This is a genomic window from Roseisalinus antarcticus, from assembly GCF_900172355.1.
In the GTDB taxonomy this organism is placed as follows: Bacteria; Pseudomonadota; Alphaproteobacteria; order Rhodobacterales; family Rhodobacteraceae; genus Oceanicola; species Oceanicola antarcticus_A.
In genome coordinates, this window is sequence record NZ_FWFZ01000020.1 from 20,833 (window position 1) to 35,507 (window position 14,675).

14 protein-coding genes and 1 pseudogene are annotated in these 14,675 nt (G+C 65.4%); 10 read left to right on the plus strand and 5 right to left on the minus strand.

Annotated elements, in window-relative coordinates:
• Nucleotides 1-250: 250 nt before the first annotated feature.
• The 10 genes and pseudogenes from ROA7023_RS16075 to ROA7023_RS16120 all read left to right on the plus strand — a co-directional run bounded on the left by ROA7023_RS16075 (nucleotide 251) and on the right by ROA7023_RS16120 (nucleotide 10,073).
• Nucleotides 251-853 (plus strand): autoinducer binding domain-containing protein, encoded by a 603-nt coding sequence (locus tag ROA7023_RS16075; protein ID WP_234992268.1) that lies wholly within the window; start codon nucleotides 251-253, stop codon nucleotides 851-853.
• 44 nt (nucleotides 854-897) lie between these two features.
• Nucleotides 898-2,211: a replication-associated recombination protein A gene (locus ROA7023_RS16080; protein ID WP_085880062.1), complete on the plus strand. Its 1,314-nt coding sequence runs from the start codon at nucleotides 898-900 to the stop codon at nucleotides 2,209-2,211.
• A 31-nt stretch (nucleotides 2,212-2,242) separates the two neighbouring features.
• Entirely contained in the window at nucleotides 2,243-2,620 is a 378-nt protein-coding gene (gene crcB, locus ROA7023_RS16085; RefSeq protein WP_085880063.1) for a fluoride efflux transporter CrcB, read from the plus strand.
• On the plus strand, nucleotides 2,617-3,663 hold the full coding sequence (locus ROA7023_RS16090) for an RluA family pseudouridine synthase (RefSeq protein WP_085880064.1): 1,047 nt from the start codon (nucleotides 2,617-2,619) through the stop codon (nucleotides 3,661-3,663). The genes crcB and ROA7023_RS16090 overlap by 4 nt, the downstream gene beginning before the upstream one ends.
• Complete coding sequence (locus tag ROA7023_RS16095; RefSeq protein WP_085880065.1) at nucleotides 3,660-4,370, plus strand: ATP12 family chaperone protein; 711 nt, start codon at nucleotides 3,660-3,662, stop codon at nucleotides 4,368-4,370. The genes ROA7023_RS16090 and ROA7023_RS16095 overlap by 4 nt, the downstream gene beginning before the upstream one ends.
• Before the next feature lie 201 nt (nucleotides 4,371-4,571).
• The gene (locus ROA7023_RS16100; protein WP_085880066.1) at nucleotides 4,572-5,591 is read left to right on the plus strand and encodes an amino acid ABC transporter substrate-binding protein; all 1,020 of its coding nucleotides are present in this window, start codon (nucleotides 4,572-4,574) and stop codon (nucleotides 5,589-5,591) included.
• Nucleotides 5,592-5,758: 167 nt separating this feature from the next.
• Nucleotides 5,759-6,967: an amino acid ABC transporter permease gene (locus ROA7023_RS16105; RefSeq protein WP_085880067.1), complete on the plus strand. Its 1,209-nt coding sequence runs from the start codon at nucleotides 5,759-5,761 to the stop codon at nucleotides 6,965-6,967.
• Between the two features lie 1,237 nt (nucleotides 6,968-8,204).
• Nucleotides 8,205-8,861, plus strand: a pseudogene (locus tag ROA7023_RS25190) (amino acid ABC transporter permease); the annotation flags it as partial.
• 10 nt (nucleotides 8,862-8,871) lie between these two features.
• Nucleotides 8,872-9,669, plus strand: a complete 798-nt coding sequence (locus ROA7023_RS16115) for an amino acid ABC transporter ATP-binding protein (protein WP_085880069.1) — start codon at nucleotides 8,872-8,874, stop codon at nucleotides 9,667-9,669.
• Nucleotides 9,670-9,716: 47 nt separating this feature from the next.
• On the plus strand, nucleotides 9,717-10,073 hold the full coding sequence (locus ROA7023_RS16120; protein WP_085880070.1) for a VOC family protein: 357 nt from the start codon (nucleotides 9,717-9,719) through the stop codon (nucleotides 10,071-10,073).
• A 7-nt stretch (nucleotides 10,074-10,080) separates the two neighbouring features.
• Here ROA7023_RS16120 and ROA7023_RS16125 read toward each other — a convergent pair whose 3' ends face one another.
• From ROA7023_RS16125 to yidC, 5 genes are all read right to left on the minus strand, one after another.
• Nucleotides 10,081-10,581 carry a SixA phosphatase family protein gene (locus ROA7023_RS16125; RefSeq protein WP_085880071.1) on the minus strand — a complete coding sequence of 167 codons (501 nt, stop codon included), beginning with the start codon at nucleotides 10,579-10,581 and terminating at the stop codon, nucleotides 10,081-10,083.
• A gap of 10 nt (nucleotides 10,582-10,591) precedes the next feature.
• Nucleotides 10,592-11,137 carry a ferredoxin gene (locus ROA7023_RS16130; protein ID WP_306372499.1) on the minus strand — a complete coding sequence of 182 codons (546 nt, stop codon included), beginning with the start codon at nucleotides 11,135-11,137 and terminating at the stop codon, nucleotides 10,592-10,594.
• Between the two features lie 5 nt (nucleotides 11,138-11,142).
• Nucleotides 11,143-12,018, minus strand: a complete 876-nt coding sequence (gene argB / locus ROA7023_RS16135) for an acetylglutamate kinase (protein ID WP_085880072.1) — start codon at nucleotides 12,016-12,018, stop codon at nucleotides 11,143-11,145.
• A gap of 30 nt (nucleotides 12,019-12,048) precedes the next feature.
• Nucleotides 12,049-12,696 carry a ribosome biogenesis GTP-binding protein YihA/YsxC gene (gene yihA / locus ROA7023_RS16140; protein ID WP_085880073.1) on the minus strand — a complete coding sequence of 216 codons (648 nt, stop codon included), beginning with the start codon at nucleotides 12,694-12,696 and terminating at the stop codon, nucleotides 12,049-12,051.
• A gap of 110 nt (nucleotides 12,697-12,806) precedes the next feature.
• Nucleotides 12,807-14,597, minus strand: a complete 1,791-nt coding sequence (yidC, locus tag ROA7023_RS16145) for a membrane protein insertase YidC (RefSeq protein WP_085880074.1) — start codon at nucleotides 14,595-14,597, stop codon at nucleotides 12,807-12,809.
• Nucleotides 14,598-14,675: the final 78 nt, after the last annotated feature.

Below are 14,675 nucleotides of genomic sequence, written 5' to 3' on the forward strand. Positions count from 1 at the left end.
GCAAACGGGGCTGAACCGGTCCTCAGGATTGCACGGGCCTGCGTGAGTCGCCCGTCCAGCTGCCATGTCCGCCCCGACTGGGCAGAATGAATTCCAGTAGTGTTTTCAGATCGTTCGGGTCCATCTCGCGCATCGTTCGGACAATGTCACGGTCGTATTGAGCTTGAGTCATGATCGTACCTTCCGTTGGCGTAATGCAATTTAAGGTTGACCGACGTCGAGGCAACATGTCCAAGAGGATATGTCGGTCATGCAAATCCTCGAAGCTTGCAAACGTGATCTGACGGCATTGGCGCCGAAGGGATATTTCTTCGCGCTGCACATCAGGAACGCGTCGCCTCTGTTGCAGGAAAAGACCTTCCATGGCGCCTGGATCCGAACCTACGAGCGGGAGGTCTATATCCTGCGCGACCCAATCGTCGCCTGGGGCTATAGCCACAGCGGATTGACGCGGTGGAGTGCGGTCGACATCCCCGACCCTTTCGACATCTTCGGCCAGGCGAGGGCCCACGGGCTGGCGTTCGGTGCTTCCGCCGCGCTGGGCAGCATGAACAGTCGCAGCCTCGTCTCCATCGCTCATGACCGGCGCGAATTCTCGGACCTCGAAATGGGACGTTTCGCGACCATCGTCCGCCAATTGCATGACATCACATCGCCGCCCGAGGCGCTGACCCTGGCGCAAGCCAACGCACTGCGCCGGATCTCGGAGGGTGAGCGCCATGCAGAGGCTGCGGCAAAGCTTCAAATCTCGGAAAGTGCGCTCAAGGCCCGCCTGAAATCGGCGCGGGTCGCCCTCATGGCGCGAACCACGGCGGAGGCGGTTCGCCGGGCGCAGACCTACCGTCTGATCTGACGGCGCCGCTTCCCATTCGGCCAGACCGGGCCTATCTCCCCTCCATGGCCGATCTCTTTGACAACAACCCGACTGTCGACCGCAGCGCCGCCGCCCCGCGCCCGCTGGCCGATCGCCTGCGACCGCAGGCTCTGGCAGAGGTGATCGGCCAGGATCATGTCCTCGGCCCCGAGGCGCCGCTGGGAACGATGCTGGTGTCGGGGGCGCTCTCGTCGCTGGTCTTCTGGGGCCCGCCGGGCGTGGGGAAGACCACAATCGCAAGGCTTCTGGCTCACGAGACCGATCTGCATTTCGTCCAGATCAGTGCGATTTTCACCGGTGTCCCGGAATTGCGGAAGGTCTTCGAAGCGGCGCGGATCCGGCGGGGCAACGGGCAGGGCACCCTGCTGTTCGTCGACGAGATCCACCGTTTCAACAAGGCGCAGCAGGACGGCTTCCTGCCGCATATGGAGGATGGCACGATCCTTCTTGTGGGGGCCACGACCGAGAATCCCTCCTTCGAGCTGAACGCCGCATTGCTGAGCCGCGCCCAGGTGCTGGTGCTTGAACGATTGGACCACGCGGCACTCGAATTGCTCGCCCGGCGGGCGGAGGCCGAGATGGGCCGGCCCCTGCCGCTCGATCCGGCCGCGCGAGAGACCATGCTGGAGATGGCGGATGGCGATGGCCGGGCCCTTCTGAACCTCGCCGAACAGGTCATGGGATGGCAGGTCGAGGGCGAGTTGGACACAGCCCGCCTGACCACCCGCCTGTCGCGGCGGGCGGCGCAATACGACAAATCCGGGGAGGCCCACTACAATCTCATCTCGGCGCTTCACAAATCCGTTCGTGGCTCTGATCCGGATGCGGCGCTTTATTGGTTCGCGCGGATGCTGACGGGGGGCGAGGACCCGCGCTATCTTGCCCGGCGCATCACCCGGATGGCGGTCGAGGACATCGGCCTGGCCGATCCACAGGCGCAGACGATCTGCCTGCACGCCTGGGAGACCTACGAGCGGCTTGGCTCGCCGGAGGGCGAGCTGGCCCTGGGGCAGGCGGTCACCTACCTCGCGCTCGCGCCGAAATCCAACGCGGGCTATGCGGCATTCAAGTCGGCAATGGCCGCCGCCCGCCAGACCGGATCGGAGCCGCCGCCCAAGATCATCCGCAACGCGCCCACCAAGCTCATGAAAGAGCAGGGCTATGGCGCGGGCTATGCCTACGATCACGATGCCGAGGACGGCTTTTCCGGGCAGAACTACTTTCCCGACGGCATGGCGCGGGGGGCCTATTACACCCCCGTCGACCGCGGCTTCGAACGCGAACTGAAGAAGCGGCTGGAGTATTTCGGCAAACTCCGCGCGAAGCGGCAAACTTGACATCCCACGCCACCCGCATGACAGAGCATCCATGTTTCTGACCACTCTTCAGGTCGCCGTGGGCGGCGCTCTGGGGGCGGCGGCGCGGTATCTGACCGGCGTCGGCGTGACCCGGGCCTTCGGCTTTGGCGGCTTCCCGTTGGGCGTGTTGACCGTCAACATCCTCGGCAGCTTTCTGATGGGTGCGTTGTTCCTGCTGCTCGCCCGGCGCGGGCTGACCCATCTCAACCCGTTCCTGATGACAGGCGTCTTGGGCGGCTTCACGACGTTCTCGGCCTTCTCGCTGGAGACGATCACCCTCTGGGATCGCGGTCAGCCCGCGCAGGCGGCGCTTTACGTCGTGCTCTCAGTCACCCTCTCCCTTGCCGCGCTTCTGGCCGGCATGTGGATCGCACGGAGCCTCGCATGACCGGCGTGCAGACCCTGACAGTCGCCTCGGATGACGGCGACCAGCGCATCGACCGCTGGATCCGGCGGCATTTCCCGCAACTGACCCAAGGGACGATCGAAAAGCTGTGCCGCAAGGGCGAGGTGCGCCTCGACGGCGGACGGGTGAAATCGAACACCCGGATCGCCGCGGGACAACAGATCCGCCTGCCGCCGCTACCCGACTCGCGCCCGGCGCCCCTGCCGGGGCAGGACGGCCCCTCGGCGCAGGATGCCGAGATGATCCGCGACTGCGTCATCTATCGCGACGACCACATCATCGCGCTGAACAAGCCTCCGGGCTTGCCCACCCAGGGCGGCAGCAAACAGACCCGGCATGTGGACGGGCTGGCCGAGGCGCTGAAATTCGGGCTGGAGGACAAGCCGCGCCTGGTGCATCGCCTCGACAAGGACACGTCGGGGGTCCTGCTGATGGCGCGGACACGCATGGTCGCGAAAAGCCTGACCGACGCGTTCCGCTCTCGCGAGACGCGCAAGATCTACTGGGCGGCCGTCGCGGGCGTCCCCCATCCGCGCATGGGCACGATCAAGTACGGTCTCGTCAAGATGCCCGGTCATGGGGCCCGCGGAGAGAACGAGAAGATGCGCTGTATCCATCCCGACGAGGTCTCGAGGACCCCCGACGCGAAAGGGGCCCTGACTGATTACGCGGTGATCGAGACGCTTGCCCGCCGTGCCGCCTGGGTCGCGCTGGTGCCCCTGACCGGCCGCACCCATCAGCTGCGCGCCCATATGGCAGAGCTTGGCCATCCGATCGCGGGCGACGGCAAATACGGCGGCTCTGGCCAGGAAAATCTGGGCGATGGCTGGGGCGCGGGCCTTGGCGGAGAGATCAGCCGCAAGCTGCACCTGCACGCCCGCTCGCTGACGCTGACCCACCCTGTGACCGGCCGGCGGCTGACGCTGACCGCGCCGCTGCCCGAGCACATGGCGCGGACCTGGGACTATGTCGGCTGGTCGCCGAAGGAGGCCCCCCTCGACCCGTTCGACGAGGATCTGCAATGACCGAGTGGGCCTTCAAGCGTTTCTGGAAATCCGCGCAGGTGGTCGAGGAGGGCGACGCCTTCGCCATCACGCTCGACGGCCGCCCGGTGCGGACCCCGGCGAAGGCGCCGCTGCATCTGCCGACGCGGGCCATGGCCGACGCGGTCGCCGCCGAGTGGGACGCCGCCCCCGAGGTCATCGACCCGCGCATCATGCCCGCGACCCGCGCGGCCAACGCGGCCATCGACAAGGTGATCCCGCAGTTCGACGAGGTCGCGGGCCTGATCTCGGATTACGGCGGCACCGACCTTCTGTGCTATCGCGCGGCGGCGCCGCAAAGGCTGGCCGACCGTCAGGCCGAGGCCTGGGATCCGCTGCTCGACTGGGCGGCCGAGGCGCTGGGGGCCCGGCTGGTCGCGGTTCCCGGCGTCATGCATATCCCCCAGGACGCGGCGGCGCTGCAGCGCCTGGACGGCCAGGTGCGCGCTTTCGATCCGTTCCGCCTCACGGCCTTTTCCGACCTCGTGGGCCTGTCGGGCTCGCTGGTCCTCGGCTTTGCCGTGACCGCACGGGTGCGCATCCCGGACGACGTCTGGACCATCAGCCGGATCGACGAGGACTGGCAGATCGAGCAATGGGGCGAGGATGAGGAAGCGGCCGAGTCAGCTGAGAACAAGCGCGCCGCCTTCCTGCGGGCCGCCGAGTTCTTTCAACTCGCCGAACGCTGATTTCGAGGTCACCAAGCCTCTCTTTTGGCCAAAAGACCGTGCAACTGGTGCCGAACGCGGCACACTGCGCCTTGACCTGAGCCGCTATTTACCTCCATTCTTGCGATGGTCAGGGCTTCTGCCCAGACAAAAGTCATCCGCAAGGATGAGCAAAAGCAAGTCCTCGGGACGAAATCGAGGGCAATGACAGGGAGACTTTATATGAAAGCATCCGTTTTCTTCGGAGCAATGACAGTCGCGGGCCTCGCCAGCGTCGCGGCTTCGGCAGCGACACTCGATGACGTAAAGGCCCGTGGGACGCTCAACTGCGGCGTCACCACCGGTCTGGCCGGCTTTTCCACGCCCGACGCCAACGGTGTGTGGGAAGGGTTCGACGTGGCAATGTGCCGTGCCGTCGCCGCCGCTGTCCTCGGGGACCCCACCGCGGTCGAATTCGTGCCGACCACCGCTTCGACCCGTTTCACCGCGCTGGCCTCTGGTGAGGTCGACATGCTGTCGCGGGTCACGACCTGGACATTCAGCCGCGACGTCGACCTCAAGTTCGAATTCACCGGCACGACCTACTACGACGGTCAGGGCTTCATAGTTCTGCGCGAACTGGGCGTGACATCGGCCAAGGAACTCAGCGGCGCCACCGTCTGCATCCGGACGGGCACGACGACGGAACTCAACCTGGCGGAGTTCTTCCGGATCAACAACATGGAATACGAGCCGGTTCCGGTCGAAACCAACTCGGAAGCTCAGCAGCAATACCTCGCCGGCGCCTGCGACGCCTACACGACCGACGCCTCGGGGCTGGCTGCCACGCGCGCTTCGTTCGAGAACCCCGGCGATCACGTGATCCTGCCCGAGATCATCTCGAAAGAGCCGCTCGGCCCGTTGGTGCGCCATGGCGACAACGACTGGGGTGACGTGGTGCGGTGGACGGTGAACGCACTGCTCACCGCTGAAGAGCTGGGCGTGACCTCGGCCAACGTCGAGCAGCTCGCAGCCGACGGCAGCGACAACCCCGAAGTGAACCGCCTGCTGGGCACCGACAGTGATCTGGGCGCGATGCTGGGTCTCGAATCCGACTGGGCCGTGAACGCGATCCTCGCGGGCGGCAACTACGGCGAGATCTTCGAGGCGAACATCGGCGAATCGACGCCGATCGGCTTGGCCCGCGGCCTGAACGCGCTGTGGACCGAGGGCGGCCTGCTGTACTCGCCGCCGTTCCGGTAAATCGCTTCCTGAAGGGCTCCGCCACCGCGCGGGGCCCTTCTTCTATCAGCGCATGCGCTGCGACCGGGACATCATCAGGACCAGTACAGAGTTTCCGACCACCGGTGTGAGTCTCGGGTTCAGCCCGCTCACGACGCCGAAAGAGAAACGGAAATCAGGGGGACATCATGTCGGCGATTTCGGAACCGCAGGCCGAAGGGTTTCGGCTCTCTCAGCTCATATACGACACGCGCTATCGGTCGATCACGATCCAGACGGTGGCGCTGATCCTGATTGTCGCCGGTGTCTGGTGGCTTGTCTCGAACACCATCCAGAACCTCGAAGCCCTTGGGCGGGACTTCGATTTCGGATTTCTCGGCCAGCCCGCTGGCTACGACATCAACCAGTTGCTGATCGAATATGACAGCCAGAGCACCCATGGCCGTGCCGCGGTCGTCGGTATCCTGAACACGCTTCTGGTCGCCTTCATCGGCTGCATCACTGCCACCGTGATCGGAACGATCGCGGGCGTGCTGCGCCTCTCCAAGAACTGGATCGTCGCGCGTCTCGTGGCCGTCTACGTCGAAGGCTTCCGCAACGTGCCGCTGCTTTTGTGGATCGTGCTGATCTTCGCCATCGTCAGCGAAAGCACCCCCCACCCGCGCGATTTCGCCGGTGGCGAGGCGAGCATGCTGTTCAACTCCATCGCGATCACCCGACAGGGCACCTGGACCCCCGCGCCGGTCTGGGGCGACGGCTCCCTCGCGCTGGTGATCATCTTCATCCTGTCGATCGTCGCCATCATCGGATTTCGCATGTTCGCCAGAAGGCGTCAGGAAGCGACCGGCGAGATCCTCCCGGTCCTCTGGATCTCTCTCGGCCTGCTGATCCTGCCCAGCCTGATCGCCTATTTCATCCTCGGCGGGCCGGTCACGCTCGACTATCCCGAAACCGGCCGATTCCGGTTTGAGGGCGGGTTGCTGGTGCGGAACTCGCTGATCGCGCTGTGGCTCGCGCTGTCGCTCTATACCGGGTCGTTCATCGCCGAGAACGTGCGCGGCGGCATCCTGGCCGTGTCCGGGGGCCAGACAGAGGCCGCTTCGGCCCTGGGCCTGCGGCCCGGCCGCACGATGAACCTCGTGGTGCTGCCCCAGGCGATGCGGGTCATCGTGCCGCCGCTGATCTCGCAGTACCTGAACCTGACCAAGAACAGCTCTCTGGCTATCGCGGTCGGCTACATGGATGCGCGCGCGACCCTCGGCGGGATCACGATCAACCAGACCGGGCGCGAGCTGGAGGGGATGCTTCTTCTCGGGCTGTTCTACCTCATCGTCAGCCTCGCCATCGCGAGCGTCGGCAACTTCTACAACGCCAGCGTCAAGCTCAAGGAGCGGTAATATGAGCGAAACAGGCCATCAACACGCCCTGAGCTATGTACGCGCCGACATGCTGCCCCAGCAGGAACCGCCTGTCAGCCATAGTGGACCGATCAAATGGGTTCGCGAGAATCTGCTCTCCAGCCCGCTGAACGTGATCCTCACGGTCATCTCCCTCTACGTACTCTATGCGGTCCTCTCCGGCTTGATCCCGTGGTTCTTCAACTCGGTCTGGGATGCGCGGTCGCTGAACGAATGCCGCGAGGTATTCCTGGCGACGGGCGCCACCGGCGGCGGCGGCGCCTGCTGGGCGGTGCTTCAGGAACGCGGGATCCAGCTGATCTACGGATTCTATCCCGCAGATCTCTACTGGCGGCCGAACCTGACCTTCATCCTTTTCTTCGTCGCCGTGGCGCCGATCCTCTATTCTGACAGGTTGCCCTCGCAGATGCTGTGGTTCACGGCGCTCTATCCGTTCCTGATGCCCTGGCTGCTCTGGGGCGGGTCGTTCTGGGTTCCGATCCTGGTGATCGCGGGTCTGGTCGTGGGATATCTCGCCTGGATGGTCGGCTCTCGGATCGGCGGCTCGATCCTCGGTGGCATCGCCGGGATCGTGTTCGCGATCCTCTGGTGGCTGTTCGCGGTGCCCACCCTCAACGATTCGATCCACCGTGTCGTGGGCAATATGCGGGTCGATCAGGTCGTAGCGGAATCGACTGCGCGGCTCGAGACGCTTGGCCCCGAGCTGACAGGCCTTGAAACCCGCCGCGAGTCGGTGCGGGACGAGATCGCAGAGCTCGAAGCGATCAAGGCGCAGGCGTTCGCCCCGATCGAGGAGGCGGTCGAGATCGCCAGAGAGACCGCCGAATTGGCCTTCTACGAGGAAGAGGGCGTCGATCCCGAGACCGACCAGATCGGCCCCGGCCTGCGCGAGCGCGCCGAGGAAGAGGGTCAGCACGCTGCCTCCGCCGCGGCCCGCGATCCGGCGCTCAACACCGTTCGCGCGACTTTCCTGAACGCGGTCGACGGGTTGACGGAGATGCGCAACGAGGTCAACGAGATCTCGTCGCAGATCAACATCATGCAGAGCGAGCGGTCGGACACCGAGGCGCTGCTGCTCAACATCGAACAGCTGCCCGATCGCCTGGAAGAGATCGAACGGCTGCAGGAAAGCGCCACCACGCCGGGGGCGATATCCGAGCTGGAGTCGGTGCAGGACGTGGTCAGCCAGACCTATACCGAAATGGGCCGGATCGGCCTGACGCCGGTGGAAAGCCGCGAGTTCGGCGGCTTCATGCTGGCGCTTATCATAGGCCTGTCCGGGATCATTCTGTCCCTGCCGCTGGGCATCCTGCTGGCGCTCGGACGGCAGTCGGACCTGTTCCTGATCAACAAGGTCTCGGTGGCGTTCATCGAGCTGATCCGGGGCGTTCCGCTGATCGTCTGGCTGTTCACCGCCCAGCTTCTGCTGAACTACTTCCTGCCACCGGGCAGCAACTTCGACCTGCTGTTGCGCGTGATCATCATGGTGACGCTCTTCGCCTCGGCCTATATCGCCGAGGTCGTGCGGGGCGGTCTGGCCGCTCTGGCCAAGGGGCAGTACGAGGCCGCTGACGCGCTCGGGCTGGACTATGCCAAATCCATGCGGCTGATCGTCCTGCCGCAGGCGCTGAAGATCTCGATCCCAGGGATCGTCAATACCTTCATCGGCCTGTTCAAGGACACGACGCTGGTCGTCTTCATCGGCCTGCTCGATCCGATCGGGCTTTCCAACTCGATCCGATCCTCGACCGATTGGAACGGCATCTACTGGGAGCTGTTCGCCTTCATCGGCCTGTTGTTCTTTGCCTGCTGCTTCAGCATGGGCCGCTATTCCCTCTCGCTCGAGAAAAAGCTCAACCGCGAGCACCGCTAAGGAGACCGCCATGACCGCAATCGATACAGATACGTCTGCGAATATCGACCGCAGCGCGATGAAAATCTCCGACGAGGTGGCCATCGAGGTCACGGGGATGAACAAATGGTTCGGATCGTTCCATGTCCTGCGCGACATCAACCTCACGGTCTACCGCGGCGAGCGAATCGTGATCTGCGGACCCTCCGGGTCGGGCAAGTCGACGATGATCCGCTGCATCAACCGGCTGGAAGAGCATCAGCAGGGCAAGATCATCGTGGACGGGACCGAGCTCAGCTCGGACATCAAGAACATCGACAAGATCCGGTCCGAGGTCGGGATGTGCTTTCAGCATTTCAACCTCTTCCCGCATCTGACGATCCTCGAGAACTGCACCCTCGCGCCGATGTGGGTCCGCAAGACGCCCAAGCGCGAGGCCGAACAGACGGCGATGCACTACCTTGAAAAGGTGAAGATCCCGGATCAGGCAAACAAATACCCCGGCCAGCTTTCGGGCGGTCAGCAGCAGCGCGTCGCCATCGCCCGCTCGCTGTGCATGAAGCCGCGGATCATGCTGTTCGACGAGCCGACCTCGGCGCTCGACCCCGAGATGATCAAGGAGGTGCTCGACACCATGATCGAGCTCGCCGAAGAGGGCATGACCATGCTTTGCGTCACGCACGAGATGGGCTTTGCCCAGGCCGTGGCGAACCGCGTGATCTTCATGGATCAGGGCCAGATCGTCGAACAGAACGAGCCCAAGGAGTTCTTCAACAACCCGCAAAGCGACCGGACCAAGCTGTTCCTCAGCCAGATCCTCGGTCACTGACCCGATCCGCCCGCGGCGCTGCGGGCGAGCGCAACGGAGGGGACAAGATGGCGCTGCTCGGTATTCGTTTCGCCCATGTCGCACCGCCCGAGCAGGCGGAGGGGATCGCGACCGCGTTCCGGGGTCTCGGCCTCTCTCCGACCGACTTTCCCGAAGCGGCCGGCATGCCCGGGGCGATCTTCACCACCGACGATCAGAAAAGCTGGGTCGAGGTCTGGCACGAGGGCGAGGGCATGCCCGCGGGCACCATGCTTCAGCTCGTGGTCGAGGATGCCGATGCCACGGCCGAGGAAGCCAGGCGCAACGGCCTGTCCCCCCAGGGTCCGATGGAGGCCCATGGCGAGCGGATCTATTTCCTCGCCCTGCCCGGTGGATTGCACATGTCATTCCAGAGCAAGGACTGAACCGGAGCTACGTCTCCAGGTCGCGGGGGACAACGAAATCGACAACCTGACCGGTTCGCGGCGTCAAATCGCGCCACTGGGCCACGGGGAAATCCGCCACCAGGACCGCGCCGGTCGGATACCGGAAGAACTCCGGATGCGGGGGTGGGCCGGCGACCAGGCCCATCGCGAAAGCGGCGATCCCGGGATTGTGGCCGACCATTGCGACACTCCCGGCCGTCCCGGCGCGGCGCAGGGCCGCCAACATCACGTCCGGCCCGGCATGGTAGAGCGCGGCGATGCGACTGACCTCCGGAGTTTCGGAGGCGGCCCCGGGAAGTTCCGCTGAAACCCGCTCCCAGGTCTCGACCGTTCTTGCGGCGTCCGAGCAGAGCACCAGATCCGGAACATGGCCATTCCGGGCGAGCCAGCGCCCGATGGTGGCGGCGGCGACACGGCCGCGCCGGTTCAGCACCCGCGCGTGATCCTCGGCAAAGGGGTCGTCCCAATCCGATTTCGCGTGCCGCATCAGAATAAGCCTAGCCACCGGCGAATGCCTCCATGTGAAACGCGGATTGGGCGGCCGGTCGCCGGCCTTGGCCGACCGGACATGTGGTCAGACAGGGCGCGGCACAGCCATCGCAGGGGGCCGGGGGCCGCGCCTGCGCGGGCAGCCGCGCGGGCAAGGCCAGAGCGCCGCGATAGGACAGGAACAGCCCCGCCCGGTCATGCACCATCAGTCCGACCGGCGAGACATGGGCCCGCCCCGACCGCTGTGCCCAGCCGATGAACGGGTGCCAGGGCGGGCCGCCAAAGGGATAGAGCGCCGTGGCGCCGAAGGCCTCGGCGAGCGCGTCGATCACCCGCCGCGACCAGCGGTCCAGCGGGTCGGGTGCGCCGTCGGCATACTCGGCCGAGGCCGTGAACCGGGCCCAGAAAGCGGGCTCTGCCGGTGACAGCAGCGCGAGCGTCCCGGCCTCTGCCAGCCCGTCTTGCGGCCCGGGTTCGACAAGGCCCGCAACCTCCAGGGCCGACGCGGCGGCGGCGGTCTCGATCTCGGTCAGGGCGATGGCCGTGTCACTCACGATCGTTACGGCTTCACCCGGGGTTCCATGCTGCTCTCCCGGATCATCGAGCCCGCGCCGTATTCCGTGAAAAGCTCAAGCAGCGAGGCGTTCGGCAGCCGCCCGTCGAGGATGACGACGGCCCGCACCCCGGCCTCCAGCGCGGCGAGGGCGGTTTCGGTCTTCGGGATCATCCCGCCGGCGATGACGCCGTCGGCCGTCATCTGGCGGACCTGCTCAGGCGATAGCTGCGTGACCACCTTGCCCTCGGCATCCTTGACGCCGGGCACATCGGTCAGCAGCAGAAGGCGATCCGCCCGCAGCGCCCCGGCGATAGCCCCGGCGGCGGTGTCGCCGTTCACGTTGAAGGTCTCGTTGTCCTCCATTCCTGTCGCGACGGGGGCCACGACGGGGATAATCCCGGCCTTGAAGAGGTCGCGCAGCACCTCGACGTTCATCTCCACCGGCCGGCCGACGAAGCCCAGCTCCGGATCGTCGGCGACGGCCACCAGCAGGTCGTCGTCCTTGCCCGACAGCCCCACGGCCCGGCCGCCCTGATCGTTGATCGCCTGCACGATCCGCTTGTTCACGAGCCCCGAGAGGATCATCTCGACGACCTCGACCGTCTCCTTGTCGGTCACGCGCTTGCCGCGCACGAACTTGCTCTCGATGCCGAGCTTGGCGAGCATCTCGTTGATCATGGGGCCGCCGCCATGAACCACAACCGGATTGACCCCGACCTGCCGCATCAGCACGATATCTCGCGCAAATTCCGCCATGGCGGCGTCGTCACCCATGGCGTTGCCGCCGAACTTGATGACCACCACGGCGCCCGAATAGCGCTGCAGGTAGGGCAGCGCCTCGCTGAGCGTCCGGGCGGTTGCGATCCAGTCACGATCCATCTTCTGCGTCCTTGTCTCCATCCCGGTGCCTCAGTCGATCCCGGCCACGATGCCGCGCAGCGTGGCGATGCCGTCGCCCTTTTCCGACGAGGTCAGCACGATCTCGGGGAAGGCGGCCGGATGCCGGGCCAACGCCGCGCGGACCTGCGCCAGCACGGGGTCGCGGTCCGCGGCCTTCACCTTGTCGGTCTTGGTGAGCACGCATTGGAACGTCACCGCAGCCGAGTCGAGCAGGGCCATGATCTCTTCATCCACCGCCTTGACGCCGTGCCGCGCGTCGATCAGCACGAAGGCCCGGCGCAGGGTCTGGCGGCCCTGGAGATATTGCTTGAGCAGCGCCTGCCACTTCGCGACAACCTGCACCGGCGCGTTCGCATAGCCGTAGCCCGGCAGGTCCACGAGGTAATAGCTGTCGCCCAGGGTGAAGAAGTTGATTTCCTGCGTCCGTCCGGGCGTGTTCGACGCCCGCGCGATCCCCTTGCGGCCCGTCAGCGCGTTGATCAGAGACGATTTCCCGACGTTGGAACGGCCGGCGAAACAGACCTCGGGCCGGTCCGCGGGTGGCAGCCCGGACATGGCGACGACGCCCTTCAGGAACTCGACCTCGCCGGCAAAGAGCAGGCGTCCGGCCTCCACGTCCTGCGGATCGGGGTCGGCGGGGGGGAAGGGCAGCGCCATGGGGGTCTCCGGGGGCCAATGAGGCGAGGCCGGACGCTAGGCTGCGGCGCCGCTGCCGTCAATCGCCGGCGAGGGGGTCAGCCCCGGCCGGCGATCGTTTTGCCGCGTGGCTACTTCTTGGCCTCGGCCTTTGGACCGCCCTTGATGTTGCCCAGGATGTCCGGCTTGTAGCCGTGGAAGCGCATGATGAGATATTGCTGCGTGAACGTGATGGTGTTGTTCGCGATCCAGTAGAGCACGAGGCCAGAAGCGAACGAGCCCAGCATGAACATGAACACCCACGGCATCCACGCAAAGATCATGCGCTGCGTCGGGTCCGGCGGCGCCGGGTTAAGCTTTTGCTGCAGCCACATGGAGATGCCCAGCAGGATCGGCAACACACCCAGCGAGATGATCGCGACCAGCGATCCCGGCTCGGGCGCGGCAAAGGGCAGCAGGCCGAAGAGGTTCAGGATCGACGACGGGTCAGGCGCGGAAAGGTCCTTGATCCAGCCGATCCAGGGCGCGTGGCGCAGCTCCAGCGTGACGAAGATCACCTTGTAGAGCGAAAAGAAGATCGGGATCTGCAAGAGGATCGGCAGACAGCCCGAGGCCGGGTTGACCTTGTTCTTCTTGTAGAGCTCCATCATGCCCTGCTGAAGCTTCTGGCGATCGTCGCCGGCCTGCTCCTTGAGCTTCTCCATCTCGGGCTGAAGCTCTTTCATCCGGGCCATGGAGGCATAGGATTTGTAGGCCAGCGGGAACAGGACCGCCTTGATGACCAGCGTCAGCACGATGATCGACCAGCCCATGTTGCCGATCGCGCCGTTCAGCCAGTGCAGCAGCGCGAAGATCGGCTTGGTCAGGAAGAAGAACCAGCCCCAGTCGATCGAGTCGATGAAGCCCTGGATCCCGGTGGCCTCGTATTCGCGGATCGTCTCCCATTCCTTCGCGCCGGCGAAAAGCTGGCTTTCGGCGCTGACCGAGTCGCCGGGGGCGACGGTGACGGTGGGATAGACGCTCTCGGTCAGGAAGATCCCGTTGATCGTGCGCGCGACCGAGCGAAATTCAGATCCGGGCTCCGGGATCAGAGTGGTCATCCAGTACTTGTCGGTAAAGCCCAGCCATCCGTTTTCATTCACGTCGATGCGGCTCTCTTCCGGAGAAAGGGCGGAGACATCGTCGTACTTGATCTCTTCCAGCTCGCCGTCCGACATCCGAACGACGCCTTCGTGCAGGATGAAGAAGTTGACGGTGTCGGGCTCGCCATGGCGGCGGACCTGACCGTAGGGGCGCAGACTGACCGGCTCTCCGGAGGTATTGTCGACGGTCTGCGTGACCGTGAACATGTAATCGTCGTCCACCGAGATCGACTTGTGAAAGACCAGGCCCGCGCCGTTGTCCCAACGCAGCGTGACCGGGGAGCCGGGCGACAGCGTCTCGCCATCCTCGATGGTCCAGATCGTGTCGTCCACGGGCACCTGCTCGGGCGTGGCGCCCTCGACCGCGATCCAGCCGTGCAGGGCGTAATAGGGATTTTCGCTGCCCACCGGCTGCAACAGGCGCACGAGCGGGCTCTCGGGGTCCAGTGTCTCGCGGTAGCCGGGCAGGGAGAGGTCGTCCAGCCGGCCGCCGGCGGTGTTGATGGACCCGACGAGGCGGGGGCTGTCGATGGTGACCCGGGTGGCCTCGGGGACGGGGGCGACATCGGTCGTGGGTTCGGCCGAGTCGGCGGTCGAGACGCCGGGGGGCAGGGCGGGGTCGGCGGAAGGCGTGGTATCGGGGCTGACGCGTTCGGCCGTCAGGGGCTGACCGTCGGGGCCGGTGGGTTGCTCCGGTGGCGGGAACAGCAGGAACCACACGAGAATGACGAGGAAACTGAGCGCGGTCGCCAGAATGAGGTTTCTGTTCTGCTCGTCCATCTGTTCCGCCCCTTGGCCGCTTGTGACATGAGTGTCGGGAAAGCTGGCGCGGTTCAACCGTCCATCGCCCCAAAGGTC

Excerpts from the sequence above, each read along its gene's own strand:
- ROA7023_RS16075 (WP_234992268.1), top strand. The coding sequence starts at position 251 with ATGCAAATCCTCGAAGCTTGCAAACGTGATCTGACGGCATTGGCGCCG.
- ROA7023_RS16080 (WP_085880062.1), top strand. The coding sequence starts at position 898 with ATGGCCGATCTCTTTGACAACAACCCGACTGTCGACCGCAGCGCCGCC.
- crcB (WP_085880063.1), top strand. The coding sequence starts at position 2,243 with ATGTTTCTGACCACTCTTCAGGTCGCCGTGGGCGGCGCTCTGGGGGCG.
- ROA7023_RS16090 (WP_085880064.1), top strand. The coding sequence starts at position 2,617 with ATGACCGGCGTGCAGACCCTGACAGTCGCCTCGGATGACGGCGACCAG.
- ROA7023_RS16095 (WP_085880065.1), top strand. The coding sequence starts at position 3,660 with ATGACCGAGTGGGCCTTCAAGCGTTTCTGGAAATCCGCGCAGGTGGTC.
- ROA7023_RS16100 (WP_085880066.1), top strand. The coding sequence starts at position 4,572 with ATGAAAGCATCCGTTTTCTTCGGAGCAATGACAGTCGCGGGCCTCGCC.
- ROA7023_RS16105 (WP_085880067.1), top strand. The coding sequence starts at position 5,759 with ATGTCGGCGATTTCGGAACCGCAGGCCGAAGGGTTTCGGCTCTCTCAG.
- ROA7023_RS16115 (WP_085880069.1), top strand. The coding sequence starts at position 8,872 with ATGACCGCAATCGATACAGATACGTCTGCGAATATCGACCGCAGCGCG.
- ROA7023_RS16120 (WP_085880070.1), top strand. The coding sequence starts at position 9,717 with ATGGCGCTGCTCGGTATTCGTTTCGCCCATGTCGCACCGCCCGAGCAG.
- ROA7023_RS16125 (WP_085880071.1), bottom strand. The coding sequence starts at position 10,581 with ATGCGGCACGCGAAATCGGATTGGGACGACCCCTTTGCCGAGGATCAC.
- argB (WP_085880072.1), bottom strand. The coding sequence starts at position 12,018 with ATGGATCGTGACTGGATCGCAACCGCCCGGACGCTCAGCGAGGCGCTG.
- yihA (WP_085880073.1), bottom strand. The coding sequence starts at position 12,696 with ATGGCGCTGCCCTTCCCCCCCGCCGACCCCGATCCGCAGGACGTGGAG.
- yidC (WP_085880074.1), bottom strand. The coding sequence starts at position 14,597 with ATGGACGAGCAGAACAGAAACCTCATTCTGGCGACCGCGCTCAGTTTC.